At 30.1% G+C, this 26,092-nt stretch carries 31 protein-coding genes; 19 read left to right on the top strand and 12 right to left on the bottom strand.

The window, feature by feature from the left end; all coding sequences use genetic code 11:
• Positions 1 to 59 precede the first annotated feature (59 nt).
• From ACIJYF_RS05880 to ACIJYF_RS05890, 3 genes are all read right to left on the bottom strand, one after another.
• A complete protein-coding gene (locus ACIJYF_RS05880) occupies positions 60 to 314 on the bottom strand; it encodes a DUF6868 family protein (RefSeq protein ID WP_435115987.1) in 255 nt (84 codons plus the stop codon).
• Positions 302 to 943 carry an aspartyl/asparaginyl beta-hydroxylase domain-containing protein gene (locus ACIJYF_RS05885; RefSeq protein WP_435085421.1) on the bottom strand — a complete coding sequence of 214 codons (642 nt, stop codon included), beginning with the start codon at positions 941 to 943 and terminating at the stop codon, positions 302 to 304. The genes ACIJYF_RS05880 and ACIJYF_RS05885 overlap by 13 nt, the downstream gene beginning before the upstream one ends.
• Before the next feature lie 324 nt (positions 944 to 1,267).
• Positions 1,268 to 1,438, bottom strand: coding sequence for a hypothetical protein (locus ACIJYF_RS05890; protein WP_435115989.1), 171 nt, complete (start codon positions 1,436 to 1,438; stop codon positions 1,268 to 1,270).
• 161 nt (positions 1,439 to 1,599) lie between these two features.
• Between ACIJYF_RS05890 and ACIJYF_RS05895 the strand changes: the two genes are divergently transcribed.
• Positions 1,600 to 2,043, top strand: a complete 444-nt coding sequence (locus ACIJYF_RS05895; RefSeq protein ID WP_435115991.1) for an Hsp20 family protein — start codon at positions 1,600 to 1,602, stop codon at positions 2,041 to 2,043.
• Between the two features lie 40 nt (positions 2,044 to 2,083).
• On the opposite strand, the gene ACIJYF_RS05900 is transcribed toward ACIJYF_RS05895, so the two are convergent.
• Entirely contained in the window at positions 2,084 to 2,800 is a 717-nt protein-coding gene (locus tag ACIJYF_RS05900; protein ID WP_435115993.1) for a Crp/Fnr family transcriptional regulator, read from the bottom strand.
• A 79-nt stretch (positions 2,801 to 2,879) separates the two neighbouring features.
• Here ACIJYF_RS05900 and ACIJYF_RS05905 point away from each other — a divergent pair, with 79 nt between their 5' ends.
• Positions 2,880 to 3,407, top strand: coding sequence for a hypothetical protein (locus tag ACIJYF_RS05905; RefSeq protein WP_435115995.1), 528 nt, complete (start codon positions 2,880 to 2,882; stop codon positions 3,405 to 3,407).
• Between the two features lie 5 nt (positions 3,408 to 3,412).
• On the opposite strand, the gene ACIJYF_RS05910 is transcribed toward ACIJYF_RS05905, so the two are convergent.
• Together ACIJYF_RS05910 and ACIJYF_RS05915 are read right to left on the bottom strand one after the other, a co-directional pair.
• Positions 3,413 to 4,075 (bottom strand): hypothetical protein, encoded by a 663-nt coding sequence (locus tag ACIJYF_RS05910; RefSeq protein WP_435115997.1) that lies wholly within the window; start codon positions 4,073 to 4,075, stop codon positions 3,413 to 3,415.
• Positions 4,075 to 5,019, bottom strand: a complete 945-nt coding sequence (locus ACIJYF_RS05915; RefSeq protein ID WP_435115999.1) for a mitochondrial fission ELM1 family protein — start codon at positions 5,017 to 5,019, stop codon at positions 4,075 to 4,077. The genes ACIJYF_RS05910 and ACIJYF_RS05915 overlap by 1 nt, the downstream gene beginning before the upstream one ends.
• Before the next feature lie 21 nt (positions 5,020 to 5,040).
• On the opposite strand from ACIJYF_RS05915, the gene trxB reads away from it, so the two are divergent.
• Both trxB and ACIJYF_RS05925 read left to right on the top strand, forming a co-directional pair.
• Positions 5,041 to 5,985 (top strand): thioredoxin-disulfide reductase, encoded by a 945-nt coding sequence (trxB, locus tag ACIJYF_RS05920; RefSeq protein WP_023648030.1) that lies wholly within the window; start codon positions 5,041 to 5,043, stop codon positions 5,983 to 5,985.
• A gap of 41 nt (positions 5,986 to 6,026) precedes the next feature.
• Complete coding sequence (locus ACIJYF_RS05925) at positions 6,027 to 7,046, top strand: NAD-dependent epimerase/dehydratase family protein (RefSeq protein WP_435116001.1); 1,020 nt, start codon at positions 6,027 to 6,029, stop codon at positions 7,044 to 7,046.
• Here the strand turns inward: ACIJYF_RS05925 and ACIJYF_RS05930 are convergent.
• On the bottom strand, positions 7,038 to 8,237 hold the full coding sequence (locus ACIJYF_RS05930) for a pyridoxal phosphate-dependent aminotransferase (RefSeq protein WP_435116003.1): 1,200 nt from the start codon (positions 8,235 to 8,237) through the stop codon (positions 7,038 to 7,040). The two genes, ACIJYF_RS05925 and ACIJYF_RS05930, sit on opposite strands and share 9 nt — an antisense overlap.
• 35 nt (positions 8,238 to 8,272) lie before the next feature.
• Between ACIJYF_RS05930 and uvrB the strand changes: the two genes are divergently transcribed.
• The 5 genes from uvrB to pgsA are packed head-to-tail and all read left to right on the top strand — an operon-like array spanning position 8,273 to position 14,009.
• Positions 8,273 to 10,444: an excinuclease ABC subunit UvrB gene (gene uvrB / locus ACIJYF_RS05935; RefSeq protein ID WP_435116005.1), complete on the top strand. Its 2,172-nt coding sequence runs from the start codon at positions 8,273 to 8,275 to the stop codon at positions 10,442 to 10,444.
• Positions 10,426 to 11,178, top strand: coding sequence for an SDR family oxidoreductase (locus ACIJYF_RS05940; protein ID WP_435116007.1), 753 nt, complete (start codon positions 10,426 to 10,428; stop codon positions 11,176 to 11,178). The genes uvrB and ACIJYF_RS05940 overlap by 19 nt, the downstream gene beginning before the upstream one ends.
• The gene (locus ACIJYF_RS05945; RefSeq protein ID WP_435116009.1) at positions 11,175 to 11,600 is read left to right on the top strand and encodes a dihydroneopterin aldolase; all 426 of its coding nucleotides are present in this window, start codon (positions 11,175 to 11,177) and stop codon (positions 11,598 to 11,600) included. The genes ACIJYF_RS05940 and ACIJYF_RS05945 overlap by 4 nt, the downstream gene beginning before the upstream one ends.
• Positions 11,587 to 13,422 carry an excinuclease ABC subunit UvrC gene (gene uvrC, locus ACIJYF_RS05950; RefSeq protein WP_435116011.1) on the top strand — a complete coding sequence of 612 codons (1,836 nt, stop codon included), beginning with the start codon at positions 11,587 to 11,589 and terminating at the stop codon, positions 13,420 to 13,422. The genes ACIJYF_RS05945 and uvrC overlap by 14 nt, the downstream gene beginning before the upstream one ends.
• A gap of 2 nt (positions 13,423 to 13,424) precedes the next feature.
• Complete coding sequence (gene pgsA / locus ACIJYF_RS05955) at positions 13,425 to 14,009, top strand: CDP-diacylglycerol--glycerol-3-phosphate 3-phosphatidyltransferase (protein ID WP_435116013.1); 585 nt, start codon at positions 13,425 to 13,427, stop codon at positions 14,007 to 14,009.
• Here the strand turns inward: pgsA and ACIJYF_RS05960 are convergent.
• Positions 14,006 to 14,887, bottom strand: coding sequence for a branched-chain amino acid aminotransferase (locus tag ACIJYF_RS05960; protein WP_435116015.1), 882 nt, complete (start codon positions 14,885 to 14,887; stop codon positions 14,006 to 14,008). The genes pgsA and ACIJYF_RS05960 overlap by 4 nt on opposite strands.
• A gap of 71 nt (positions 14,888 to 14,958) precedes the next feature.
• On the opposite strand from ACIJYF_RS05960, the gene ACIJYF_RS05965 reads away from it, so the two are divergent.
• Genes ACIJYF_RS05965 through ACIJYF_RS05975 form a run of 3 tightly spaced genes read left to right on the top strand, consistent with a single transcriptional unit; the run spans position 14,959 to position 17,366 of the window.
• Positions 14,959 to 15,396: a MarR family winged helix-turn-helix transcriptional regulator gene (locus ACIJYF_RS05965; RefSeq protein ID WP_435116017.1), complete on the top strand. Its 438-nt coding sequence runs from the start codon at positions 14,959 to 14,961 to the stop codon at positions 15,394 to 15,396.
• The gene (locus ACIJYF_RS05970; protein WP_435116019.1) at positions 15,389 to 16,066 is read left to right on the top strand and encodes a response regulator; all 678 of its coding nucleotides are present in this window, start codon (positions 15,389 to 15,391) and stop codon (positions 16,064 to 16,066) included. Before ACIJYF_RS05965 ends, ACIJYF_RS05970 begins: the two co-directional genes overlap by 8 nt.
• Positions 16,047 to 17,366, top strand: coding sequence for a sensor histidine kinase (locus ACIJYF_RS05975; RefSeq protein WP_435116021.1), 1,320 nt, complete (start codon positions 16,047 to 16,049; stop codon positions 17,364 to 17,366). Before ACIJYF_RS05970 ends, ACIJYF_RS05975 begins: the two co-directional genes overlap by 20 nt.
• On the opposite strand, the gene ACIJYF_RS05980 is transcribed toward ACIJYF_RS05975, so the two are convergent.
• Entirely contained in the window at positions 17,344 to 17,589 is a 246-nt protein-coding gene (locus ACIJYF_RS05980) for a hypothetical protein (protein ID WP_435116023.1), read from the bottom strand. The two genes, ACIJYF_RS05975 and ACIJYF_RS05980, sit on opposite strands and share 23 nt — an antisense overlap.
• Positions 17,590 to 17,621: 32 nt before the next feature.
• On the opposite strand from ACIJYF_RS05980, the gene lgt reads away from it, so the two are divergent.
• The 7 genes from lgt to ychF are packed head-to-tail and all read left to right on the top strand — an operon-like array spanning position 17,622 to position 23,546.
• Entirely contained in the window at positions 17,622 to 18,395 is a 774-nt protein-coding gene (gene lgt / locus ACIJYF_RS05985; protein ID WP_435116025.1) for a prolipoprotein diacylglyceryl transferase, read from the top strand.
• Positions 18,382 to 19,434: an SAM-dependent methyltransferase gene (locus ACIJYF_RS05990; protein WP_435116027.1), complete on the top strand. Its 1,053-nt coding sequence runs from the start codon at positions 18,382 to 18,384 to the stop codon at positions 19,432 to 19,434. Before lgt ends, ACIJYF_RS05990 begins: the two co-directional genes overlap by 14 nt.
• Positions 19,427 to 20,185, top strand: a complete 759-nt coding sequence (pgeF, locus tag ACIJYF_RS05995) for a peptidoglycan editing factor PgeF (RefSeq protein ID WP_435116029.1) — start codon at positions 19,427 to 19,429, stop codon at positions 20,183 to 20,185. The genes ACIJYF_RS05990 and pgeF overlap by 8 nt, the downstream gene beginning before the upstream one ends.
• Positions 20,186 to 20,192: 7 nt before the next feature.
• On the top strand, positions 20,193 to 21,125 hold the full coding sequence (locus ACIJYF_RS06000) for a ribose-phosphate pyrophosphokinase (protein WP_435116031.1): 933 nt from the start codon (positions 20,193 to 20,195) through the stop codon (positions 21,123 to 21,125).
• A gap of 45 nt (positions 21,126 to 21,170) precedes the next feature.
• Positions 21,171 to 21,872: a 50S ribosomal protein L25/general stress protein Ctc gene (locus ACIJYF_RS06005; RefSeq protein ID WP_435116033.1), complete on the top strand. Its 702-nt coding sequence runs from the start codon at positions 21,171 to 21,173 to the stop codon at positions 21,870 to 21,872.
• 37 nt (positions 21,873 to 21,909) lie between these two features.
• Entirely contained in the window at positions 21,910 to 22,473 is a 564-nt protein-coding gene (pth, locus tag ACIJYF_RS06010; protein WP_435116035.1) for an aminoacyl-tRNA hydrolase, read from the top strand.
• The gene (gene ychF / locus ACIJYF_RS06015; RefSeq protein ID WP_435116037.1) at positions 22,473 to 23,546 is read left to right on the top strand and encodes a redox-regulated ATPase YchF; all 1,074 of its coding nucleotides are present in this window, start codon (positions 22,473 to 22,475) and stop codon (positions 23,544 to 23,546) included. Before pth ends, ychF begins: the two co-directional genes overlap by 1 nt.
• On the opposite strand, the gene ACIJYF_RS06020 is transcribed toward ychF, so the two are convergent.
• Genes ACIJYF_RS06020 through petA form a run of 3 tightly spaced genes read right to left on the bottom strand, consistent with a single transcriptional unit; the run spans position 23,523 to position 26,084 of the window.
• On the bottom strand, positions 23,523 to 24,302 hold the full coding sequence (locus ACIJYF_RS06020; protein ID WP_435116039.1) for a cytochrome c1: 780 nt from the start codon (positions 24,300 to 24,302) through the stop codon (positions 23,523 to 23,525). The genes ychF and ACIJYF_RS06020 overlap by 24 nt on opposite strands.
• Before the next feature lies 1 nt (position 24,303).
• Positions 24,304 to 25,566 carry a cytochrome b gene (locus tag ACIJYF_RS06025; RefSeq protein ID WP_435116041.1) on the bottom strand — a complete coding sequence of 421 codons (1,263 nt, stop codon included), beginning with the start codon at positions 25,564 to 25,566 and terminating at the stop codon, positions 24,304 to 24,306.
• An 8-nt stretch (positions 25,567 to 25,574) separates the two neighbouring features.
• Positions 25,575 to 26,084, bottom strand: coding sequence for a ubiquinol-cytochrome c reductase iron-sulfur subunit (gene petA / locus ACIJYF_RS06030; RefSeq protein ID WP_435116043.1), 510 nt, complete (start codon positions 26,082 to 26,084; stop codon positions 25,575 to 25,577).
• Positions 26,085 to 26,092: the final 8 nt, after the last annotated feature.

Consider the following 26,092-nt stretch of genomic DNA (forward strand, 5'->3'; position numbering starts at 1 on the left):
ATCAAAGTTTTTATAATTTGATTTGTGTCAAACGTTAGGTGGATAAAAATTTTATGAGATTAAATTGAATATCTTAAAACAATATAAGGAAGTAAAACAAAAAAAACTGTTAAGGTTACATGGAGAATGATGCCTTTGTAATGTGCTTTTGCAAAATCTTTATGTGAAACTTTAAAGAATGAATGATGTATCTTATAAATAAAACTTTTAGGAAAACTTCCAAATATAAATACTCGGAAAATAATAAATAAGAAATTAGCTATGATTAACCACGCTAAAAAATTTACTAAAAAATTTAAATCTAGCTCGCCCATTGATCCCAAAGTTGATTGTAAGTGTATTTTCTTTTAGTAAATAATTTACTATGTGGAAGTGTTGCTACCAAATGTATTCTATCCTCTTCTCCACCATTAAAAAAGTTATGATATTTTTTTGCATTAACTATCCATACACCCCCATCTGCAGGTAAATGAAAAGATCTGTCTTCAATTACAAATCTACATCCCGGATTGGTAATAATTGGAATATGCAGTCTTGGTTCTGGATCTTTGTGCCAACTCAAGGTTGATCTTGGTCCTTTTTTTAATATTCGAGTTCTTCCTAAAGCGAATCTTCTAGATAATATATCGTAAACAAATTTAAAATATGTGTTTTCAAATTCTGGTAAAAACTCTGTGAAATTGTTTTCTTCAATATAATCAGCTCTAGCCACTTCTTGGCCTGAACTATCTGGTTTTGTCCAATAAAGTCCCCACGAATATTTTCCTGAAGTACTATCATCATTACCTGGAATTTTATTAAGAGAAATACTATCTATATGTGACACTGATCCATCACCTTGATCAAATTCTTTTTTTCTTTTGATTTCTCTATAAGTGTCAACCAGTCTATTAACATCAAATGATAAACCTGGAACTTTATAAACTAGATCTTTAATTGACATGATTTTTTTTTAAAGAAATTTAAAAAGAAAAAGTTGATGTAAATCAAAAATATTAAGATTTATTCTGTTACAAATAAGTAGGTCTCACCATGTATCTACCCTATAGAGTATCATCATTGTCTCTGAATGGTGGGGCCTATCCTAGAATAGATATGGTGAAATCAAAACAGTAGCAAAAGTAATTAAAGAACTTATAGCTATGGCTAGTATCAAAGTTTTTACAAGATTATGTATTTTCATAATTGCAAAATAGATGATTTTTAAAATTTGATATTGATTTAAATCAAAATTAACACTGGGGTCCGGACCCATCTATTTTTCATATTATGGTATTTGATTGTAATCTAAACCAGTACCACCTACTCCTGCCTTAAGATTAGAAGTAAATTCTGGCATATAAACAGCAAACAACATAACTGCAAATGCAATGAACATCATTGCAATCGCAATATTAGCCTTACCGTGATAAGGCCTGTTAGTTAACATGTAGTTCATTATTACTCCTTTCATTACAAATATATTTCTCTAATTAATTTTTGTACTGATATGCATCAATAAAGATTGGTTTTGATCAAAATCAATAATTAATAATTTTGATTTAAACCAAATTTTTTTTTTTCAACTTTTGTTATTTTAAATTAATAGAAAGGAGAAACATGAAATCACTATCAATCATAGACTCATTAAAACCTTTTTCAGTTGGTTTTGATGATATGTTTAAACATTTTGAAGATATTCATCATAGAGAAATGGATGCTTTTGAAACTAACAGATGCGACTACAATATTACAAAGGTAGGAAAGCAAGACTACAATATTGAAGTTGCATTACCTGGTATTGATAAAAAAAATGTCAAAGTCAGTGTTGAGGATAATGTTCTTTTAATTAAATCTACTTCAAATAATAAAATTGAAAAAGATGATAAAGAATATCTTTACAAAGGTGTTGAAAAAGAAAATGTCTGTGCCAGTTTCATTATTGGAAAAGATGTAAAAGTCAAAGAAGCAATGTTGGAAAAAGGTTTGTTATCAGTTAAGTTGACAGAAGAAAAACCTTTGCCAAAACATGTTGAAGAAATACCAATTACTAGCAGGCAATAATATTTTGAATAGTCTCAGTTAAATACTGAGGCTATTTAATTTATTTTGAAAGATTAGATAATTTATCGAAATCGTTAATATAGATTTGCTTAGAAGATAAGACTTTAACTATGTTTGAAGTTTTTAATTTAGAAACTTCCCTACTAACTGTTTCAATTGTTAATCCTAGGTAATCAGCTATATCTTGTCTGGTCATTGGTAAACTTATCGGATTATTTTGCCAGCCAATTCTTTTTCTTTGCTCTGATATATTCATCAAAAACTTAGCAAGTCGTTCTGTTGCATCTAATTTGCCTAAAACACCCATTCTGTCTTGAGCAAGTGTTAATTCGTGAGATGTTTGATTTAAAAGTTCTTTTGCAAGGACCATATTTTTATCAATGTACTCATCTAGTTTTTTTTGTTCAAACACACATACACGAGCATCACCAATAGCTTCTGCACAATAATTATATTTTCCATTTTTATAAGAACCAAAAAAATCTCCAGGATAGAGAAAACCAATTATCTGAATACGACCATCATCAATTAATTGATAAATTTTAACATTTCCTTCTGTAATATTATAAATATTTTTAGCATCATCTTGCTGTAAAAAAATGTTTGTTTTATTTTGAAATTTTTTCTCTGATGAAATATTTGAAAATTCTTTAAGCTTATCTTCCTGTAAACATCGACAAAATGAGTATGGCCTGATATTGCACTCTGAGCATCTACTCTTTTCGTTAAATTCTTTGTTTAATTGTGCGGACTGCATACCAAAATATATAATTAAAGTATAAATTGTTATTGATCCAGATCAAATAGTTCTTTTAAATTTGAGATAAGTACAAAGTGTGCATAGTACGAATAATACAAACAATCTACCAGGTATCGATATTTTTAGATTTCAAGATAGTGACTTAAGCTTAATGGGTATTTTACCATTATTAGCTGAAGAGTTTCCTTCTTGGGGATTAGATAGATTAAAAAGTTATATTAGATTAGTTTTAAAACAAGACTCGAACGGTATCTTGGTTGCAAAAAACGATTCTTCTTACAATGTTGGTTTACTAATTTATTCAATGCAAGACATTATAAACAATGGCTTTTCCAAAAATGCTAAAAAAGAATTTTCTAAATGTTTGGTTGTGGAAAATTTAATTTCATCAAGTCCTGTTTTGGAAAAAAAAGTTTATCTGCAGCTTGCAAATAAAGCTATTGATATTGCTGAGAATAATAGTTGTGATGTTATTGAATTACCTAGATTAAACTCATCATTTGATTTAATAAAAAAAAAATATGAAAAAGATATTCTTAACTCCGATGGATGGAGAGCCTTTATTAAAGTTAATAAAATATTGACAGCAAATAAAGAACTTTAATTTAATTATAAAACTTTCCAGTCAGTTTCAAAGGTAACATAATTTACTTGAATACAACGTCTTTCTTTGACTATTGTTTTCTTTTCCATACCGTGCCAGGTATTTGGCCCACTAGTAAACATGTAACCATAATTATTTTTGTAAGGAACTGTTTTAACCTTTTCTAATTTTTCATTATAAAAATCTGTTCCAAGTTCCTCAGATTCGTTAGCATTATTCACAAATATTAAGCCAGACATAAGTTTTTCTTTAATATCACAGTGAGGCTTTAACCAAAATCCTTCTCGGTCACAAATTACCTCAACTCTAACGTATGAATTAGTCAAATCTTTATTAATCATTTTTGAAATAGTTTGATGAACTTCTTTAGATTGAAGTTCGTTTATAAATTTTACGAGATTTGGAAATTGATTTTGATTTTCTTTAGTTACAAAACATCTAAATTTAATTGCCTCCCCTCCTGAAGCTATCCCCTCTCTAAATTCAGCTGCACCACCATCGATTGCTCTAGTTCCATCATAATTAAGATTATGCTTACTTACATCTGGTATGTCAGCTTTAACAATTTCTTCAATTGCACCATCAGATAAAGCATTGTTATACTCCCAATGGTCAAATGGAAATTTATGTTTTTTTGATTGGCTTTGAATTGAATCTAAAAGTGACATTAAGAATTAATTTTTTGTTTGATAATATTTGCCACTCTATTTGTTTCATCTAGCTTTTCATAGGTCCAATTTTCTACTTCTTCACCTAAATTTCTAGTTATATTTAATTCCCTAAATAAATTTCTAAAACTTTGAAATCTTTTATCATTTTTTCTAGGCAAAATGCTGGCAATATAAATTGGCTTACCAGTTAAGGCTGCTTCAGAAATCATTGAGCTAGAATCGCATGTAACAATAATATTTTCAGATAATGCTAAAGCTGATAAATAGGCTTTTTTATCAACATCCATTATAATTGTGTGATTATCTCCAAAAAATTCTCTAGCATAATGGATAGTATTTATTGGTGTTCTCATCGATGGAATTACCACAAGCTGAAAATCATATTTTTTTAATAATTTGTATAGAGATGTAAAAATATGTTTCATATTTTTGGTTGAGTAATCATAGTACTTTGTTGGACCACCTAATATTAAAGTCCAGATCTTTCTTTCATCCTTCTTAATAAATGAATTCAAATAATCTTTATTTTCACTAATCTCGTTTTCAGTAAGATAATGAATAGCGCCCCTTGTGCTAATAACATTTTGACCTTGTATTGCATCATGTTCTGGGGCAACAATAAAATCAAAATTATTTAAATCTACTTTTGGATCTTGAATGTGAATATTAAATACTTTTTTATTGGCTGTATTTTTTAAATGAATTGAAGGAATAACACTTTTACGCCCACATGAGATAATCACATCAAAATCATCATGATCAATTTTTTTAAATACATTTTGTGAAACTGGACTAAGATTTGGTGGAATGAATTTCCATAAATGGTTTAGTTCAACCTTGTGGTGTGTAAAATCTATATCTAAGGCTTTAGCCAAACCTTCCACTTGGCTGATCATGCCATGCATACCTTCGGTCAATAATATCCCTTTTAATTTTGCCATTTATCCCTATATAACTTTTGTATGAGTGATAATCCAACAAAACACACAAAAGTGTTAATAATTGGATCCGGTCCAGCCGGATACACTGCAGCTGTTTATGCTGCTCGAGCGATGTTAAATCCTGTTTTAGTTTATGGTTCTGCACCTGGTGGACAATTAACAACAACTACTGATGTTGAAAATTATCCAGGTTTTTCAGATGTAATTCAGGGTCCATGGTTAATGGATCAAATGAGGGATCAAGCTAAAGCTGTTGGAACAGAAATGATTGAGGATCATATCTCATCAGTAAATTTAAAATCTACACCCTTTGAAGCAGTTGGTGATAGTGGTCAAAAATATACTGCAGATAGTATAATTATTTCAACTGGTGCCCAAGCAAGATGGTTGAATTTAGAATCTGAGCAAAAATTTAGAGGTTTTGGTGTTTCTGCTTGTGCTACATGTGATGGTTTTTTCTTTAAAGAAAAAGTTGTAGCAGTTGTTGGTGGTGGTAATGCTGCTGTCGAAGAAGCAATGTTTCTTACAAAATTTGCATCAAAGGTAAAACTTATCCATAGAAGAGATGAATTAAGAGCTGAAAAGATGCTTCAAAAGAAATTAATGGAAAATAAAAAAATTGAAATTATTTGGGATAGTGCTGTCGATGAAGTTATTGGTGACGGTGAACCTAAAAATGTTACAGGTATCAAAGTTAAAAATCTAAAGACTAATAATGTAGAAGAAATGAAAATTGATGGTCTATTTATTGCAATTGGTCATGACCCAGCAACAGCATTATTTAAAGAACAATTAGATATGGATAAAGAAGGTTATTTATTAACTAAACCCGATTCTACAGAAACTAATGTCCCTGGAGTTTATGCTGCAGGTGATGTAAAAGACAAAACTTTTAGACAAGCCGTTACAGCTGCGGGGATGGGTTGTATGGCTGCGCTTGAAGCTGAAAAATTTTTATCTCACTGATAAGAACTATTAAAACTTAATACAAATAAAGGGAAAACAAAATGACTGATAAAGTATTGCTCACTGGAATAAGTGGCTGGATAGCGAAACATATAGCAATTGAATTATTAAATTCTGGATATGAAGTTTTGGGAACTGTTAGAAGTCAAAATTCATTAGAGAAAACAAAAAAAACTATAAGTGAATATGTTTCAACAGATAAATTATCATTTGTTGAATTGGATCTTTTAAAAGATGAAGGTTGGAATGATGCTGCTAAAGACTGTAAATATATTATACATACTGCTTCTCCTTATCCCATGAAAAGTTCAAGAAATAGAGAAGCTTTAGTTCCAGCTGCTAAAGGGGGGACTTTGAGAGTTTTAAATGCGGGTATAGAGGCTAATGTTGAAAAGATAGTTCTAACATCATCAATAGCTGCAATGTTTAAAAGACCCAATAGAACCAACCCTTACAATGTCGGAGAAAATGATTGGTCAGATACTGAATGGAGTGGTTCTAACGATTATATTATATCTAAAACTAAAGCTGAAAAAGTTGCCTGGGAATTAATGGAAAGCAAAGGATTGAAAGATAAATTAACAGTAATTAATCCAGGTGGTGTTAATGGTGATGCATTAGATGATAAAGAAAATACATCAACTAAATATGTTCAACTTTTCCTTAAAGGAAAATATCCAATGGCCCCAAATTTCGGAATATTAATTTCTGATGTAAAAGATGTAGCAAAAGCACATGTACTTTCATTAAAAAATTCTAAAGTAAATGGCAGACGTTTGTTAATTGGTTCAGAAGTTAAAAAAATGCTTGAGATTTCTAAAATTATGCAAGAAGCATTTCCAAAGTATGCAAAAAAACTACCAAAAAAAGAAATGCCAAACTTTATGCTAAAGCTAATTAGTTACCTAGACTCTTCCGCAAAACTTATGGTGCCGGAACTAGGAATTCTAATGCAGACAGATACTTCATATTCCGAAGATTTACTGGGTATGAAATTTAAACCTGCAAAAGATAGTATTGTAGATGCTGGAAATTCTGTAATTAGACTTGGTTTAGTTTAGACTTTTACAAAAAGAAGAAATTTTCTCTAAAGCTTTTTTAAGGTTTTCCATTGAAGTGGCATAAGAAATTCTAAAGAAACCTTCTAAGCCAAACGCAGAACCTTGTACAACTGCTATACCACTGTTCTCTAATAAAGATTGAACAAAATCAGTGTCAGTTTTCAATTCATTTCCATTTGAATCTTTTTTACCCATTAAACCTTTGCAGCTTGGAAAAACATAAAATGCACCATCAGGATTTAAACATTCAATTCCATTAATTTCATTTAATGCTTTAACAACAAAGTCTCTTCTCTCTTGAAAAGAAGTCGCTCTTTCTTTTATAAAATCTTGAGTTCCAACTAATGCTTCAACTGCGGCTGCTTGACTAATTGAAGATGGGTTAGTTGTTGATTGTGATTGAATTTTAGCAATTGCTTTGATGATATCTTTTGGACCAGCTGCATATCCTATTCTCCAACCAGTCATTGAATAAGCTTTACTTACACCATTCATAGTTAACACTCTCTCTTTTAAACTATCAATTTGAGCAATGGTGAAAAATTTAAAACCTTCATAAGTAACGTGCTCATAAATATCATCACTTAAAATATGAACATTAGGATGTTTTTCTAAAATTTTTGCAATCTCTCTAATATCTTCTTCTGTATAACAAGCACCTGTTGGATTTGAAGGTGAGTTTAGTATAATCCATTTAGTTTTTGGAGTTATAGATTTTTCTAATTCAGCTGGATTAATTTTAAATCCTTGTTTTTCATTACACTCTAAAATAATTGGAGTTCCACCTGCTAACAAAACCATATCGGGATAAGAAACCCAATAAGGAGCTGGAACAATAACCTCATCTCCTTCATTAAGAGTTGCCATCATTGCATTATAGATTACATGCTTTCCTCCTGCTCCAACTGTAACTTGATCAGTTGTGTAATCTAAATTATTTTCTTTTTTAAATTTTTCTACGATTGCCTGTTTTAAAGCTGGTGTTCCATCAACTGCAGTATATTTAGTGTCTCCGTCATTAATGGCTTTAATTGCAGCTTGTTTGATATTATCTGGTGTATCAAAATCAGGCTCTCCTGCACCAAGTCCTATTACATCTTTACCAGCAGCCTTTAATTCTCTTGCTTTTTGAGTTACAGCAATCGTTGGTGATGGTTTAATCTTTTTTAAACTGTCTGATATTATGCTCATTGAAATATAATTTTAATCTAATAGTTTTATAAATAATGCAGAACACTTATCAAGATCTAATTACAGCTGTGCAGAATAAAAATCCTGCAATAAGCCCTAAACTAGAGGGTGGAAAAAAGTTTCAAATGAAAACTGATTTTAAGCCCGCAGGAGATCAACCTGAGGCTATAAAACAGTTGGTAAATGGTGCTAACAAGGATCAACTTAGCCAGGTTCTACTTGGTGTAACTGGATCTGGAAAAACTTTTACAATGGCTCAAGTTATTGAAAAAACAAATAGACCAGCGCTTATTCTTGCACCCAACAAAACATTAGCAGCGCAGCTATATGGAGAAATGAAAACTTTCTTCCCTGATAATGCTGTTGAATATTTTGTGTCCTACTATGACTATTATACTCCTGAAGCATACGTTCCACGATCAGACACTTATATTGAAAAAGAAGCGTCAATTAATGAGCAAATTGATCGAATGCGTCACTCAGCAACAAGATCACTTCTTGAGCGTGATGATGTCATTATTGTTTCAAGTGTTTCTTGTATCTATGGTTTAGGTTCTGTTGAAGCTTACAGTAAGATGACTTTAAGCTTAAAAACTAATTATGATTATAACAGAGAAGAATTAATTAAATCTTTAGTAGCACTTCAATATAAAAGAAATGATCAAAACTTTTATAGAGGGACTTTTAGGGCACGTGGTGAATACCTTGAAATTTTTCCATCTCACTTAGAAGACCGTGCTTGGAGATTAAGTTTATTTGGAGATAAATTAGAAAAGATAGAAGAGTTTGATCCATTAACAGGAGACTTAGTAAATGAACTTAATGTAATAAAAGTTTATGCAAATAGTCACTACATCACCCCAAAACCAACGATTGAACAAGCAATAATTAAAATTAAAAGAGAGTTGGAAGCAACATTAAAAAAATTTAAAGAACAAAATAAATTACTTGAAGCACAAAGATTAGAAGAAAGAACTAAATTTGATTTAGAAATGATTGAAGCAACTGGATCTTGTGCTGGTATTGAAAACTACTCTAGATTTTTATCAGGCAGAAAACCAGGAGAACCACCTCCTACCTTATTTGAATATTTTCCAGATAATACTTTAATTTTTGTTGATGAATGCCATGTAACAGTTCCTCAATTAAATGGGATGTACAAAGGTGATAGATCTAGAAAAAGTAATTTAGCAGAATATGGTTTTAGACTACCTTCTTGTATGGACAATAGACCTCTTAAATTTGAAGAATGGGATGCAATGAGAACACAAACTGTTTTTGTATCAGCTACACCTGGACCTTGGGAACTAAAACAAACAAAAAATAAATTTGTGGAGCAAATCATTAGACCAACTGGATTAATTGATCCACCTGTTGAGATTAGACCAGCTAAAAACCAAGTAGATGATTTAATGCACGAGTGTGTAAAAGTAATTAACAATAACTTTAGAGTATTAGTTACTACTTTAACAAAAAAGATGGCTGAAGATCTGACTGAATATCTTCATGAAAATGGCATCAAAGTTAGATATATGCACTCTGATATTGATACTTTAGAAAGAATTGAGATCATGAGAGATCTAAGGCTTGGAGTGTTTGATGTTCTAGTTGGAATTAACTTGCTTAGAGAAGGACTTGATATTCCAGAATGTGCTTTGGTTGGTATTCTAGATGCGGATAAAGAAGGGTTTTTAAGATCTGAAACTTCTCTAGTTCAAACTATTGGAAGAGCTGCAAGAAATCTTGAAGGTAAAGTTATTCTTTATGCTGATAAAGAAACAAAAAGTATCAAAAATGCAATCAAAGAAACAGATAGACGTAGAACTATTCAAGTAGCTTATAATAAAAAACATAACATCACTGCAAAAAGTGTCCAAAAAGGAATTGGGGATGTTCTTGAGAGTGTTTATGAAAAAGACTATGTAAAAGTTGGAACCGATGAGAATATTGGTGGCAATCTTAAGAAACATCTAAAAGCCCTTAACAAAAGAATGAAAGAGTCTGCAACCAACTTAGAGTTTGAGGAAGCAGCTAAAATTAGAGATGAAATAAGAAAACTTGAAGCATCTGAACTAGAAATTACTTTAAATCCTAAAGTAAAAAAATATAGTTCAAAAAATAAAATATATCCAAAAGGTAGATCAACAATGGGTCTTCCAGGTACAAGAGCACAAAAGGGCAAAAAAAAATGGAAGCAAACAAAATAATTATTACTGGTGGAGCAACCAGAATTGGTGCTGCTATTGCAAGAAAATTATCTGGTCCAAAAAAAGAAATATTAATCCATTACAATAAATCCAAATCAAAAGCTGAAGCTTTAAAAAAAGAATTAGAAAAAAATGGTACTAAAATTTATTTGGTTAAGGGGGATTTAAGTAAAGAAACGGATGTAAATAAAATAGTTAAATTTGCAAAATCTAAATTGAAATATTTTGATTGCCTAATTAACAATGCTTCATTATTTGAAAATGATAAATTAGATGACTTTACTACTGATAGCTGGGGTAGGCACTTAAGAACAAATTTGAGAACACCTGCTTTATTGTCTAAAGAGTTTTCTAAAAACATTAAAGGTAAAAATAACAATATTATAAACATTATAGATCAAAGAGTATTCAAGCTTACTCCTTATTTCTTTTCTTATACGATAAGCAAAACTGGTCTTTATACTTTAACCAAAACAAGTGCCATGAACTTTGCTCCAAAAATTAGAGTTAATGGAATTGCTCCAGGACCAACTATAAAAAACCAAAGACAAACTGAAAAACATTTTAAAAAGCAATACTTAGCAACACCTTTAAAAAAACAAGTAGATGTGAATGAAATTTGTAATGCTGTTGACTTTTTTATTAAAAACAGCTCTATTACAGGGCAAGTTTTAGCGATTGACAGTGGTCAAAACTTAAATTGGCAAACACCAGATGTAATAGGTAAAGAATGAAAAAAAATAATTTAAAAGTTGTAAAAATAGATAAAAATAAAAGTTTATTTAATTACGAAAAGAAAATTCTAATTAAAGAATTAACTTTGGATTTAAAACTTGGTTACTACGATTTTGAAAAAGAAAAACCTCAAAAAGTAAAATTCAGCTTAGAGATTGATTATGAAGATAAAAAACCAACAAGCGATAAAGATATCAAATCTATTGTTAATTATGGACAAGTTGTAAAATTAATCAAAAAACTTACTAAAAATAAGCATTATAATTTTTTAGAGACACTTGCAGAAGATGTTTTTGATGTCTTATTTAAAGATAAACGTATTGGTAAAATAATGCTTCAAATAGAAAAACTAGAGATATTAAAAGAATGTACCTCTGTTGGTATTCAAATTACCAAAAAAAGAAGTCATGAAAAGCTCTGAACTTGGAAAAGAAGTAATTAAAAAAGAACTTCCTCTAATTCCTAAAAGCCCTGGTGTTTATAGAATGCTAAATCATAAAGATGATATTCTTTATGTTGGTAAAGCTAAAAATCTTCCCAATAGATTAAAAAGTTATGTGGCTGAAAAAAATCACATCATTCGAACAGAAAGAATGTTATCTCAAACCTTTAAATTAGAGATCACAACTACAGCAAATGAGAGTGAAGCTTTACTTTTAGAGGCTAATTTAATCAAAAAACATAAACCAAAGTTTAATATTTTACTTAAAGACGATAAGTCATTTCCTTTTATATTCATTGGTGAAAAAGAACAGTGGCCAAGGGTTATGAAACATAGGGGTAAAAAAGAAAAAGAAGGGTTTTACTTTGGTCCTTTTGCATCTGCGGGAACTGCTAATTGGACTATTAAAATGCTCCAAAAAATATTTCAATTGAGAGTTTGCGATGATGGAACTTTTAAAAATAGAAAAAGACCATGTATACTTTATCAAATAAAGAGATGCTCAGGTCCTTGTGTGGGTTACATAGATAAAGATGAATATAAAAAAACTGTAGACCAAGCAATTCTGTTCGTATCAGGCAAATCAAGAGATATACAAAAAAATCTTTCTAAAGAAATGGAAACGGCAAGTGATGAACTTGATTTTGAAAAAGCTTCAATTTTTAGAGATAGAATAAAATCTCTAAATATAATTCAATCCTCTCAAAGAATTAATGAAGCTAACCTAGTTGATGCTGATGTAATTGCTGGATATAAAGAGTCTGGTAAAGCTTGTATTCAGGTTTTTTTTTATAGATCAAAACAAAATTGGGGTAATCAAGCTTACTTTCCTAAACATGATCCTGATCAAGATGTATCAGAAATTATGACTTCATTCTTAATGCAATTTTATGAGAATAAAACTGTACCTAAGTTAGTCATTATCAACAGTGATATAAAAGATAAGAAACTAATAGAAGAAACCTTAAGTAAAAAAGAGGGAAATACTATTTCAATCAATACTGCTAAAAAAGGTACTAAGGCAAAAGTTGTGGCAATGGCAGAAAAAAATGCCAAAGAGTCATTAAACAGAAAACTTTATGAAACAAATAATAATAAAAACTTGTTTGAAGGGGTTGCTAAAAAATTTGATTTAAAAAATGTAATCAATCTTGTTGAAGTTTATGATAACAGTCATATTTCAGGAACTAATAGTGTTGGTGCTATGGTTACTTTTGGTAATGAAGGTTTTGTCAAAAAAAGATATCGAAAATTTGATATTAAAACTAAAGGTGCAGAACAAGATGACTTTGCTATGCTTAAAGAGGTGTTATCTAGAAGATTTAAAAGAGCAATTTTAGAGAAAGGAAATTACTTAACATTACCAGACTTAATACTAATTGACGGTGGAAAAGGACAATATTCCTCAGCTAAGGAGGTGTTAGATGAATTGGGTCTTCATGATCTTCCAATGATCGCTATTGCGAAAGGTAAATTTAGAAATAGTGGAGATGAGACGTTCTTCTACAATGGTAAAAGCTACAAATTTGAAAAAAATGATCCAACTTTATTCTTCATGCAAAGACTTAGAGATGAAGCACATAGATTTGCAATTACCGCCCATAGAGCCAAAAGAGCAAAAGGATTATCAAAATCGTTGTTAGATCAAATAGACGGAATTGGAGCTGTTAGAAAAAGGGCATTATTAAACCATTTTGGTTCTGCAAGATCTGTTGAGTCTGCTAGTTTTGATGAGATAAAGTCTGTAGAAGGTGTTGAGGAAAAAGTTGCAAAAAAGATATATAACTTCTTTCACGAATAATTATGCTTAAAAAAATTCCAAACATATTAACAATTGGACGGATAATAATTGTCCCCTTCTTTGTCTTGGCCTTTTATCTTCCTGGTTTTTATGGGGATTTAACTGCATTAATATTATTTATAGTGGCATCTTTTACTGATTTTTTAGATGGAATGTTGGCACGTATGCTTGGGGAAGAGTTTAAATTAGGAGAGTTATTAGACCCGATTGCAGATAAAATAATTGTTGCCACAGCTTTAATCTTATTAGTAATGGATGGCACCATTAGACATTATGAAGTTATTGCTGCAATAATTATTCTTACCCGAGAAATATTAATTTCTGGTTTAAGAGAGTTTTTAGCTAAAGGACAAATAAAACTTCCAGTATCAAATCTTGCAAAATTAAAAACTGTTTTGCAGATGGTATCAATTGCTTTTTTACTTTCAGGGGATACAGGAAATAAGATTATAAACTTTCAAGATTATAATGCTCAAACAATTGGAATTATACTTCTTTGGCTTTCAGCATTTTTAACTCTTTTTACTGGTTACGATTACATGCGTAAGGGAATAGATCACGCGATATCAGAGGACAACAAAGATTAAGCGGCTTTTTTCTTTCTTACCAAAGCTTGATAACTTTCATTTAAATCAATTATAGTTTCACATACTTTAAATTGATTTTCCGCAATACAAGAAACTGGTGTGACTTCTGCAGCTGTCCCAGTTAGAAAGCATCCAACAAAACTTGAAAGTTCTGATGGATTTATTTTTCTTTCATGAACTTTTATACCTTTGGATTTTGCTATCTCGATTACTGTTCTTCTTGTTATTCCGTCTAAAAAAGAATCTGGAATAGGTGTGTGAATTTCTCCATTTTTATCTTTGAAAAAAATATTTGCGCCAGTTGCTTCTGCAACATTTCCATCGTGATCTAACATTAAAGAGTCAGTGTACCCTTCTTTCTCTGCTTCATGTTTTGATAAAGTACAAATCATGTAAAGACCAGAAGCTTTTGTATCCCAAGGAATTGTATTTGGAGCAGGTCTTCGCCAATTTGAAATATTTAGTTTTATCCCTTCCACTTTAAGTTTTGGATCAAAATAGGAACCCCATTCCCAAGTAGCAATAGCAACATGAATTTTTGTTTGTTGAGCAGAAATTGCCATCATTTCACTTCCTCTCCAAATAGTAGGTCTTACATAACCATTTTCTACATTTTGAACTGAAATAATTTTATTACAGGCATCATTGATTTCTTTTTCTGAATAAGGAATTGTCATACCCATTCTTTTTGCTGAATAAAAAAGTCTTGAAGTATGCTCCTCTAATTTAAATATTAAGCCATCATAAACTCTCTCTCCTTCAAAAACACAACTGGCATAGTGAAGTCCATGATTTAAAACATGTATCTTAGCGTCAGCCCAATCAACCAGCTCACTATTATACCAAATTTTTCCAGTTCTTTTATCGTACGGTACCATGTATGAAATTTTTTAAATTATAAGTGAAAATTATCTTTGTATCTTTAATATGTCAATATAACTTACCTATAATGAAAGAACTTTTATATTTAAAAGATGAACAGCTAAAAGATTTAATTGAGAAATTATTTGTAAGCTACAGAGAAACATTTTCAGACGCAAAAAAGGTATTAGACAGATATTCTATTGGTTTAGCTCATCATAAAGTTATCCATCTGTTATCGATGTATCAAGGTATTTCAATTTCCGAGCTATTAAAACGATTAAAAATAACAAAACAAAGCCTAAACAGAGTGCTTAAAGATTTAATCAAATTAGAAGTTATAATTTTTAAAAAAGACGATCAAGATACAAGAGTAAAACATGTTTTTTTGAATGAAAAAGGAAAAAAAATATTTAATGAAATTTTCGATTTACAAAAAAAAAGGATTTATAACGCATTACTTAATTCAAGTTCAGAGGAAGTGATTAACTTTGATAATGTATTAAGTAAAATTATTAATGGATAAATTTATTGCTCATATCCTGGTTGTTGACGATGATGAAGGAATAAGATCATTGGTCAAAAAATACTTAAATGAAAATAATTTTTTAGTGACAACTGCGGACAGTGCTGAAGATGCATCAGAAAAAATTAGCATCATTAAATTTGATTTAATTATTTTAGATATAATGATGCCTGGAAAAAATGGGTTAGAATTTATTAAAGATCATAAAAAAAAATTAGATACCCCTATTATCCTTTTGACTGCTAAAGGAGAGGCAAATGAAAGAGTTGAGGGTCTAGAGACTGGAGCAGATGATTATTTGCCAAAACCATTTGAGCCAAAAGAGCTAATTTTAAGAATTAAAAATATTTTAGACAAAACTTTAAAAACTGAACAGATCAGAATTATTGAATTTGCAAATGTTAAAATAGATCTGAATAAACTTTTGATACACAAGAACGATAAAGAATTTAAAATTAATAATACAGAAAAAATAATTTTAGAAAAAATGATTAATAATCCTGGCAAAACATTTTCAAGGGAAGATATTGGTCAGTTAATTGAACTTAATAAAGAGAGATCTATAGACGTAATTATCACAAGATTGCGAAAAAAAATTGAAATAGATCCTAAGAATCCAAAATTTTTACAGACAATAAGAGGTGCCGGATATGTTCTCTGGATTGAGTAACTTTTTAAAAGATATACTTCCTAAAAGATTATTTTACAGAGCTCTTTTAATTGTTGCAGTACCTGTATTAGTTCTTCAATTAGTAATAACAGTAGTATTTTTTGACAGTCTTTGGATTAAAACTAACAAAGGAATGACCAGAGCATTAATTAATGAAATTAATTTGTTTGTTGAGGTTTATGGCAACGAACAAACAAATAAAGACGAATTAAAAAATCTATTTTCTTTATTCATAGATCTTAACATAGAACTTGTTAAAAATAAAAATTTAGAAAATAAATATACTGAAAGATGGTTTAGTCCCATTGATAGAACACTTCGACGAGAATTAAAATCAAGCTTTGGTACAGAAGAATTTTGGTTTGATACTACCAGTTATAAAGAATTAATTGACTTAAGAATAAAATATCAAGATGGATACTTTAAATTCTTAGTACCTAGAGATAGGGTTACTAGTTCATCAGCAAGAATATTTGCACTCTGGATTACCGTTCCTGCAGTCATAATGGTCATAATTTCTCTAATATTTTTAAAAAATCAAACTAGACCAATTACTAACCTTGCCCGAGCAGCAGAGAGATTTGGTAAAGGTAAGGACATAGAAGAGTTCAAACCATCTGGAGCACTAGAAATAAGACAAGCAGGACATGAATTTGATAAAATGAGAAAGAGAATACTTCGACATTTAAATCAAAGAACTGAAATGCTATCTGGCATAAGTCATGATTTAAGAACACCACTCACTAGGATGAAGCTGCAAATAGCTTTCATTAAAGATAAAGATTTAGCTACAAAATTAGCAGAAGATATTAACGAAATGGAAAAAATGCTTAACGAATATCTTCAATTTACAAGCTCATCTTATGTTGAAAAAGATGAAATGTTTAACTTATCAGAATTGATAGAAGAAATTGTTATTAAGTATAATAATAAAAATATTCAAAAAAATTTACTCCCTAGAATTTACATTAATGGTAGAAAAAATTTAATTAACCGATGCTTAAATAATATAATTGATAATGCATTAAAATATGGGAATAAAGTTCAAATAAAACTGAGTAAAGAAAATACTAATATACTAATTATAATCGATGATGATGGTTCTGGTATACCCAAAAAAGAATATGAAAATGTGTTTAAGCCATTCTATAAAATAGATAAAGGAAGAGCAGACTCAAAATCAAGTGTTGGTCTTGGATTATCCATAGCATCAGATATCGTTAGATCACATGGTGGAAATATCGTTCTTGATGAATCTAAAATGAACGGACTAAGTGTTAAGATTTTTTTGCCCGTTTAGTTTTCTTCTTAATCTCTAATTTTTTTATTTTATTTTCTAAATTTTCGACCCGTTTAGATAATACATCAAATTCGTCTTTGCTAACAATTTTCATCTTAAAAACAATTTCATCTCTTTTAGATTTTAAAATATTAAATAGTTCTGAAGTAAGATCTTTTGAAGAAATAATACCTTGCTCAAAGAGTTTACCAAGTTTATCAATTAAAAATTTAGAATTTTTCATATTTAAGATATACATTATAAGTAATATTAAAAATGTTCATCAATAATTTTGACCCAGTTGCTTTTCAAATCATGTCATTTGAAATTAGATGGTATTCATTAGCTTACATTTTAGGAATTGTAATTGGCTGGATCTTATGCAAAAAAATATTCATCAAAAAATCAGATATAAGTGAAAAATTTGATGACTATATTACTTACCTCATCATTGGAATAATTTTAGGTGGAAGAATAGGTTACATCGTATTTTACAATTTTTCATATTACTTAGATAATTTTTTAGATATTTTTAAAATTTGGCAAGGTGGGATGTCGTTTCATGGAGGGTTATTAGGTATAATTATTTCAAGTTACATTTTTGCAAAAAAAAATAATCAAAATCCATTTTTTTATTTAGACCAGGTATCATTAGTTGCTCCAGTTGGAATTTTTTTTGGTAGATTAGCTAATTTTATAAATTCAGAACTTTATGGAACAGTTTCAGATGTACCTTGGTCCGTAATTTTTATTAAAGTAGATAATTTATCCAGACACCCGTCACAATTATATGAAGCAATTTTAGAAGGCTTAATTTTGTTTATAATATTAATTTATTTTACAAATAAAAACTATTTAAACAAACCTGGTTTAATTTCAGGGTTATTTTTAATTTTTTATTCTATATTTAGATTCCTTGTTGAATTTTTTAGAGTTCCAGATGAACAAATAGGTTATTTAATTTTGAGTTTAACTATGGGCCAAATAATTAGTTTAGTATTTGCTTCTATTGGAATGGCTATCTTTTACCTTAAAAATGAAAACAAATAATAGAGATTTACCGTTAGATCAATTTATAGAATTCGCTCTTTACGACAAAGTTAATGGATACTATATGAAAAAAAATCCTTTTGGAAAAGAAGGAGATTTTATTACTGCCCCAAATATTACAAGAGTTTTTTCAGAAATTATAGCAATCTGGATAGTGACCTTTTGGAAAAGTCTAGGATCACCAAAAAAATTTAACCTATTAGAATTTGGAGCTGGAAATGGAGAAATGATGAAGGTTATAATTGAGACATTAAAAAATTTTCCAGAATGTTTTCTTAACTGTAATTTTCAAATTCATGAAAAAAGTGAATTATTGAAAAAAAAACAACAATTAAGTTTGAAGTCTGAAAAAATAATTTGGATAGAAGATATAAATACTAATAATTCCTACCCAACTATTTTTTTAGCTAATGAATTTTTTGATGCACTTCCTATTAAGCAGTTTTTTAAAAAAAAAGAAGGTTGGGTTGAAAGATTTGTTAATTTCAAAGAAAAAGGGGTATCTGAATTTAAAGAAAAGCCTGCTGACATAAAAAAAATTGAGCAAAATTTAAATTTTGCTATTTCAAAAGAACAAGAAATTATTGAATACTCACCAGCTTCATTTGAATATTTAAAAAATATTTGTAACTTAATAAAAAAAAATGATGGTGGAATATTAATAATTGATTATGGGTATTTGGATATTAAAATGCGTGAAACTTTGCAGGCTATCAAAAATCACAAATATTCTAATATATTAGAAAATATTGGAGAAACTGACATAACATACAATATTAACTTTGATTTATTTAAAAAATTTACTAATCAATTCGATGAATTAAGTTCTATAATTAGTAACCATAAGAAATTTTTGACAAGTATGGGAATAGTTCAAAGAGCTGAGATTATAAGTGAAAATTTAACCTTTTCTGAAAAATCAGATTTATTTTATAGAATAAGAAGACTTATTGATGAAAAACAAATGGGCGAACTATTTAAAGTAATGTTAATAAAAAAGAAAAAAAATAAATTCAAAACAGGGTTTGAAATTGATTAGATCAAAAAAATTAGCAAAAATAAAAGACCTAAAACATTGCTTTTTTAATAGTGTTGGTGGTCACTCTAAAAATATTTACAAAAGTTTAAACTGTGGTCCAGGCTCAAAAGATAATAAGAAAAATATCAAAAAAAACCTACAAATAGTTAGAAAAAAAATTAGTAAAAAAGCACAAAATATTTTTTTAGTTCATCAGATACATAGCAATAAGTTCGTTTTCATTGATAAGGCATATGACAATAAAGAGAAACCTAAGGTTGATGCTATAATTACTAATAAAAAAAATTTTCCTATAGGCGTTCTAACTGCAGATTGTGCTCCAATACTAATTTATGATGACAAAATGAAGATGATAGCTGCAATTCACGCTGGGTGGAAAGGAGCGTTTAAAGGCATTATTGCTAAAGTAATCAAGTTTATGATCAAAAAAGGGTGTAAATTAGAAAATATTACAGCTGCTATAGGTCCATCTATTTCTCAAAAAAATTATGAAGTTAAACAAGATTTTAAAAGAAAGTTTATTAAAAAAGATAAAAAAAATTATATATTTTTTAAGAATAAAAAAAATAGATTATACTTTGATTTAACTAAGTATATATATGCATCGCTTAAAACCATTAAGATTAAAAATATAGATATTTTAAGAGTTGATACTTTTGATAAAACAAATAAATTTTTTAGTGCAAGAAGAGCTTTAAAATTAAATCATGATGATTATGGTAGAAATATATCAATAATTATGCTTAATTAGGTTTTTAATGAAATTATTATCCGGTAACAGCAATAAGCCTCTTAGTAAAAATATTGCAAAATATTTAAAATCTAAATTGGTAAATTCTAGCATCAGAAATTTTTCTGATGGTGAAATTTATGTTGAGATTAATGAAAATATAAGAGGAAACAGTATTTTTATTATTCAGTCAATTTCATCACCTGCTAATGATAATCTAATGGAGCTTTTGCTTTGCATAGATGCTTTAAAAAGATCATCTGCAAAAAATATTACAGCTGTCATTCCGTACTTTGGATATGCAAGACAAGATAGAAAAGTTGTTCCAAGAACTTCTATTTCAGCAAAACTTGTGTCAAATCTAATTACTAAAGCGGGTGCAGATAGAGTGGTAACAGTTGATTTACATGCTGGTCAAATTCAAGGTTTTTTTGACATTCCTGTTGATAACTTATTTGCAACTCCAATTTTTGCAAGACACGCAAAGAAAAAAATTAAAAATAAAAATATTATTTGTGTTGCACCAGATGTGGGTGGAACTGAAAGAGCTAGAGCTTTAGGAAAACTATTAAATGTAGGACTTGCAATTGTTGATAAGAGAAGACCAAAGCCGGGTCAATCACAAGTAATGAATGTGATAGGAGATGTTAAAGGAAAAACCTGTGTAATCGTTGATGATATTATTGATTCAGGCGGAACAATAGTAAACGCTGCAAAAGCGCTTAAAGATAGAGGTGCGAAAGAAGTTTATGTTTACATCACACATGGAGTATTAAGTGGTGAGGCTGTAAAAAAAATTAGAAATTCTGTTATCAAGAATCTTGTTATTACCGATACAATTGACAATAATGATAAAATTAAGAGTGCCAAAAACATTGAGGTTCTGCCAATTTCTGGCTTAATGGGAGAAGCAATCAAAAGAATATCTAACTCAACATCTGTTTCAGATTTATTTAAATAATTACCTTGAGTTATTAAAGAACTTGGGCTAAAAACCCATGATTTTATGATTTCATTAGACGCAAACATTAGAAACACAAAAACTAAGGGTGAACTTAGTGTGCTTAGAAATAATGGTAGTGTGCCAGCTGTAATTTATGGTGGTGAAGCACAAAATGAAACAGTTTCAATTTCAAAAAAATTATTAAAGTCTCTGATCGATAAAGAAAATTTCCTATCCAATGTAGTTACTTTAAATGTTGATGGAAAACCTCAAAACGTTCTTCCAAGAGAAATTAAATATCACATCATTTCAGATGAACCTATTCATGTAGACTTTTTAAGAGTGGTTCCAGGTGTAAAAATAAGAATTGAAGTGCCTGTTCAATTTATTAACCATGAAAAATCTCCAGGCTTGAAGAGAGGTGGAGTTTTGAACATCGTTAGAAGAAAAGTAGAATTAAGATGTCCAAGTGAAAAAATTCCTGAAAACTTAGTAATTGATCTTGATGGCGTTGAGATTGGTGAAAGTTTCAAAATATCGTCTATTAATTTAGAAACAGATGTAACTCCAACAATTAAAGGAAGAGACTTTGTTATAGCAACATTGGCCGCACCTACTGTAATGAAGGAACCTGAAAAACCAGCTGAAGCAGAAGCTGCAGAAGGAGAAGCTGGAGCAGAAGCAGCAGCAGAAGGTGATAAACCAGCAGCTGAAGGTGAAAAAAAAGAGGGTGACGATAAAAAAGCAGCTGAAGAAAATAAATAAACTGTCAAAGTTAAATTTTAATATCCATTAAAAAAATATGCTTTTATTCGTAGGCTTAGGTAATCCAACACCAGATAGCGAAAATAATCGACATAATGTTGGATTTAAAATTATCGACTCTATTAATAAAAAATTTGGATTATCAAAACAAAAACCCAAATTTAAAGGGCTACTCACAACTGGAAATGTTGGTGATCAAAAAGTCTATGCAATCAAACCTCTAACATTTATGAATAATTCTGGAATTTGTATAAGAGAGCTTATTGAGTACTTTAAAATAGATGCAGAAGATGTAATTGTTTTTCATGATGATTTAGATGTTGAATTTGGGAAGATTAAAGCAAAATTTGGCGGATCAAGTGCAGGACATAATGGGATTGCATCTATTGATAAATTTATAGGTAAAGATTACTCAAGAGTGAGAATTGGAATAGGTAAGCCAAAAGAAAACATTGAAGTTGGTGATTTCGTTCTTCAAAATTTTGAAGAGGAAGAGTTAGCTGGTATTGAAAAAATCTCAAATCATATCAACGATTCGATTTCTATATTAGTTGAAAAAAAATTAGATCTATTTTCTAGTACTGTAAATAATAACAAATAATGAGCTTTAAATGTGGAATTGTTGGTTTGCCCAATGTTGGTAAATCTACGTTATTTAATGCGTTAACAAACTCAAGTAAGGCACAAGCAGCTAATTTTCCTTTTTGCACGATTGATCCAAATGTTGGGGTTGTTCCAGTTCCAGATGAAAGATTAAACAACCTATCTAACGTTTCAAAATCAAAAAAAATCATAAATACCACAATTTCATTTGTGGACATCGCTGGGCTAGTAAAAGGCGCGTCAAAAGGTGAAGGTTTGGGTAATAAGTTTTTATCACATATTAGAGAAGTGGATGCAATTATTCACATGATTAGATGTTTTGACTCTGATGATATTCAAAATGTTAACCCAACAGTAGATCCCATCAGAGATTTAGAAATTATTGAAACTGAAATGATGTTAGCTGATTTGGAGTCAATTCAAAAAAGGTTAGAAAAAAGTAATAAAAAAAATGTCGATGAGGAACAATTAAAGATATTAGAAGTAGCGCTAGATTGTATTAATAATGACAAGGATATTTCTATTCTAAAATCTCAATTTGAGAGTAAGCAACTTAATCAGAGTGGTTTATTGTCAATAAAACCTAAAATATTTGTATGTAATGTAGATGAGCAGAGTGTTCAAAAAGGTAATCAATATACAAAAGATTTTATAGAAAAATTTGGTGAAGAAAACACTCTTATTGTATCAGCTGATATAGAAAATCAAATCAATGAGCTGGAATCTTCAGAGAAAAAAAACTATATGGAAATGATTGGCTTAAAAGAAACTGGATTGAGTATGCTAATTCAAAAAGGTTATAAGATTTTGGAGCTAGAAACCTATTTTACATCTGGTCCAGAAGAAACAAGAGCATGGACAATACAAAAAAACTGTACAGCTCCTAAGGCAGCTGGTGAAATTCATACTGACTTTGAAAAAGGCTTTATAAGAGCAGAAACAGTCTCTTATGAAGATTTTGTGGCAAATGATGGATGGGTCAATTCAAAAACTAACGGAAAAATGAGACTAGAGGGTAAGGATTATATAGTTAAAGATGGTGATGTATTAAACTTCAAATTCAACACGTGACCATATTTTTTTCATACTGAAATAAACTAAGATAGTTAAAATAATCAAATAAATAATCGCTTTAAAACCCATTTGGTGTCTAGATTCTAAATGTGGCTCTGCTGCCCACATTAAAAATGTTGTCACATCTTTTGACATTTGTTCAACTGTTGCTTTTGTTCCATCGCCATATTCAACTATATCTTCTGAAAGTGGAGCAGACATTCTAATTTTATTTCCATACATATATTTGTTGTAATGAACACCTTCATCTAAAGTCATTCCAGCTGGTGCATCTTCATAACCTTGAAGCAAAGAATAAATATAATCTACTCCTCCACCTCTAGCTTTAACAAGAACTGACATGTCAGGTGGATATGCTCCACCATTTGCTGCTTGAGCTGCTTTGACATTTTCGTATGGCATTACAAATTTATCAGACAATTTTGCTGGTCTTTCAAACATTTCACCATCTGCATTTGGCCCATCTATTACCTCAAATGAGGCTGCTATAGCTTTGACTTCAGCTTCTGAAAATTCTGGTCCACCCTTTTCTCCTAAGTTTCTGTAGCTTAGATATTTCATTGAGTGACAAGACGCACATACTTCTGTGTAAACTTGATAACCTCTTTGAAGTGAACCTCTATCAAATTTACCAAAAAGTCCCTTGAAACTCCAATCAGTTTTTAAGTAATTAACTTTTTCAGCTGATTGTGATTGGGTAACTGTAAAAAAAAATAAGACTAGAATTGAAAATAATTTAATAAAATTCTTCACTTTATTTATCTATACTTTGTTTATTTTTAGCCATTGTCAAATTTGGAGAGCCTCCAAGAACAGGCTGCGTTATACTTAATGGAATAGGTAATGTTTTTTCTTTAAATCCTAAAACTGGTAAAATTACTAAAAAATGAAGAAAATAATACGCCGTAGCTACTCTTGCAATCAACAGGTAAAGCCCTTCAGCTGGCATAGCTCCCATGTATCCTAAAATCAGAACATCGACCACAAGTATCCAGTAGAACTGTTTGTATAAAGGTCTAAATACTGCAGATCTAATTTTTGAAGTATCTAACCATGGTAGTACAGCTAAAATTAAAATAGCTGAGAGCATTGCTACAACTCCAAGCAACTTGTCAGGAACAGATCTTAAAATCGCGTAAAAAGGTAATAGATACCATTCAGGAACAATATGAGCAGGAGTTACCATTGGATTAGCTTCAATATAATTATCAGCATGACCCAAGATATTAGGTGAATAAAAAACAAAAAAAGCAAAAACGATCATAAACATCAATAATGCAAATCCATCTTTAATAACTATGTATGGATGAAACGGTACTGTATCTTTTGAAGGTTTCTTTATATCAATTCCAACAGGATTATTGTTACCCGGAACATGTAACGCCCAAATGTGTAAAACTACTAATCCCAAAATTAAAAAAGGAATTAAATAATGAAGTGTAAAAAATCTTGTTAAAGTAGGATTATCTACAGAATAGCCACCCCATAACCAAGTAACTATACCCTCGCCCACTAACGGTATTGCACTAAATAAATTTGTGATAACTGTTGCTCCCCAGAAACTCATTTGTCCCCATGGTAATACGTATCCCATAAATGCAGCAGCCATCATTAAAAGATAAATGATTATTCCAATTATCCAAATAATTTCTCTAGGGGATTTGTAAGATCCATAAAATAAAGATCTGAATATATGAATGTAGACTGCCAGAAAAAACATCGATGCACCATTTGCATGAATGTATCTTATTAACCAGCCATAATTTACATCCCTCATGATATGCTCAACACTTTCAAAAGCCATATCAGCATGAGCTATGTAGTGCATAGCCAGTGTTAAACCAGTTACAATCTGAGTTATTAAACAAAAAGTTAAAATTCCTCCAAATGTCCACCAGTAGTTTAAATTTTTTGGTGTAGGATAATCTGTTAAGTGATTTGCTAAAGTTAGAAGTGGAAGTCTATCATTAAACCATTTTCCAACTTTTGATGTAGGTGTATATTCGTGATCACTCATAATATTAATTATCCAATTTTAATTGTATTAGCATTAACAAATTCGTATTTTGGAACTTCCATATTCAAAGGTGCAGGACCTTTTCTAATTCTACCTGATGTATCATAATGCGAACCGTGGCATGGGCAAAACCAACCATCGTAATCACCTTTATCATTTAATGGAACACAGCCTAAATGGGTACAAACACCAAGCATTACTAACCATTCAGGATCTTTAGCTCTATCCTCATCTTTTTCTGGATGTTTTAGATCTTCCATTTTAACAGATTTTGCTTCTGAAATTTCTCCAGCAGTTCTTCTTCTAATAAAAACTGGTTTTCCTCTCCATAGCACAGTTATAGTATTTCCAGGTTTAACTGAACTTACATCAACTTCTGTACTCGCTAATGCTTTCACTGATGCATCGGGATTCATTTGATCTACTAATGGCCAAACTACCGCTCCAACACCAACAGCTCCGACTGCATAAGATGCAGTGAAAAGAAATTCTCTTCTTTTAGGCTTTTTATCTGTCATTTTTTTAA

The organism is Candidatus Pelagibacter bacterium nBUS_49, from assembly GCF_051200925.1.
Taxonomy (GTDB): domain Bacteria; phylum Pseudomonadota; class Alphaproteobacteria; order Pelagibacterales; family Pelagibacteraceae; genus Pelagibacter.

What these genes read in the sequence shown, in the direction of transcription:
- ACIJYF_RS06025 (WP_435116041.1), bottom strand. Translation starts at nt 25,566, where the DNA reads ATGAGTGATCACGAATATACACCTACATCAAAAGTTGGAAAATGGTTT.
- ACIJYF_RS06005 (WP_435116033.1), top strand. Translation starts at nt 21,171, where the DNA reads ATGATTTCATTAGACGCAAACATTAGAAACACAAAAACTAAGGGTGAA.
- ACIJYF_RS05885 (WP_435085421.1), bottom strand. Translation starts at nt 943, where the DNA reads ATGTCAATTAAAGATCTAGTTTATAAAGTTCCAGGTTTATCATTTGAT.
- ACIJYF_RS05900 (WP_435115993.1), bottom strand. Translation starts at nt 2,800, where the DNA reads ATGCAGTCCGCACAATTAAACAAAGAATTTAACGAAAAGAGTAGATGC.
- ACIJYF_RS05880 (WP_435115987.1), bottom strand. Translation starts at nt 314, where the DNA reads ATGGGCGAGCTAGATTTAAATTTTTTAGTAAATTTTTTAGCGTGGTTA.
- ACIJYF_RS06000 (WP_435116031.1), top strand. Translation starts at nt 20,193, where the DNA reads ATGAAATTATTATCCGGTAACAGCAATAAGCCTCTTAGTAAAAATATT.
- ACIJYF_RS05970 (WP_435116019.1), top strand. Translation starts at nt 15,389, where the DNA reads ATGGATAAATTTATTGCTCATATCCTGGTTGTTGACGATGATGAAGGA.
- pgsA (WP_435116013.1), top strand. Translation starts at nt 13,425, where the DNA reads ATGCTTAAAAAAATTCCAAACATATTAACAATTGGACGGATAATAATT.
- uvrB (WP_435116005.1), top strand. Translation starts at nt 8,273, where the DNA reads ATGCAGAACACTTATCAAGATCTAATTACAGCTGTGCAGAATAAAAAT.
- ACIJYF_RS05915 (WP_435115999.1), bottom strand. Translation starts at nt 5,019, where the DNA reads ATGGCAAAATTAAAAGGGATATTATTGACCGAAGGTATGCATGGCATG.
- ACIJYF_RS05990 (WP_435116027.1), top strand. Translation starts at nt 18,382, where the DNA reads ATGAAAACAAATAATAGAGATTTACCGTTAGATCAATTTATAGAATTC.
- pth (WP_435116035.1), top strand. Translation starts at nt 21,910, where the DNA reads ATGCTTTTATTCGTAGGCTTAGGTAATCCAACACCAGATAGCGAAAAT.
- ACIJYF_RS05980 (WP_435116023.1), bottom strand. Translation starts at nt 17,589, where the DNA reads ATGAAAAATTCTAAATTTTTAATTGATAAACTTGGTAAACTCTTTGAG.
- ACIJYF_RS05925 (WP_435116001.1), top strand. Translation starts at nt 6,027, where the DNA reads ATGACTGATAAAGTATTGCTCACTGGAATAAGTGGCTGGATAGCGAAA.
- trxB (WP_023648030.1), top strand. Translation starts at nt 5,041, where the DNA reads ATGAGTGATAATCCAACAAAACACACAAAAGTGTTAATAATTGGATCC.
- ACIJYF_RS05895 (WP_435115991.1), top strand. Translation starts at nt 1,600, where the DNA reads ATGAAATCACTATCAATCATAGACTCATTAAAACCTTTTTCAGTTGGT.
- ACIJYF_RS05890 (WP_435115989.1), bottom strand. Translation starts at nt 1,438, where the DNA reads ATGAACTACATGTTAACTAACAGGCCTTATCACGGTAAGGCTAATATT.
- ychF (WP_435116037.1), top strand. Translation starts at nt 22,473, where the DNA reads ATGAGCTTTAAATGTGGAATTGTTGGTTTGCCCAATGTTGGTAAATCT.
- ACIJYF_RS05975 (WP_435116021.1), top strand. Translation starts at nt 16,047, where the DNA reads ATGTTCTCTGGATTGAGTAACTTTTTAAAAGATATACTTCCTAAAAGA.
- ACIJYF_RS05965 (WP_435116017.1), top strand. Translation starts at nt 14,959, where the DNA reads ATGAAAGAACTTTTATATTTAAAAGATGAACAGCTAAAAGATTTAATT.
- uvrC (WP_435116011.1), top strand. Translation starts at nt 11,587, where the DNA reads ATGAAAAGCTCTGAACTTGGAAAAGAAGTAATTAAAAAAGAACTTCCT.
- ACIJYF_RS05945 (WP_435116009.1), top strand. Translation starts at nt 11,175, where the DNA reads ATGAAAAAAAATAATTTAAAAGTTGTAAAAATAGATAAAAATAAAAGT.
- ACIJYF_RS05940 (WP_435116007.1), top strand. Translation starts at nt 10,426, where the DNA reads ATGGAAGCAAACAAAATAATTATTACTGGTGGAGCAACCAGAATTGGT.
- petA (WP_435116043.1), bottom strand. Translation starts at nt 26,084, where the DNA reads ATGACAGATAAAAAGCCTAAAAGAAGAGAATTTCTTTTCACTGCATCT.
- ACIJYF_RS05930 (WP_435116003.1), bottom strand. Translation starts at nt 8,237, where the DNA reads ATGAGCATAATATCAGACAGTTTAAAAAAGATTAAACCATCACCAACG.
- ACIJYF_RS05960 (WP_435116015.1), bottom strand. Translation starts at nt 14,887, where the DNA reads ATGGTACCGTACGATAAAAGAACTGGAAAAATTTGGTATAATAGTGAG.
- lgt (WP_435116025.1), top strand. Translation starts at nt 17,622, where the DNA reads ATGTTCATCAATAATTTTGACCCAGTTGCTTTTCAAATCATGTCATTT.
- ACIJYF_RS05910 (WP_435115997.1), bottom strand. Translation starts at nt 4,075, where the DNA reads ATGTCACTTTTAGATTCAATTCAAAGCCAATCAAAAAAACATAAATTT.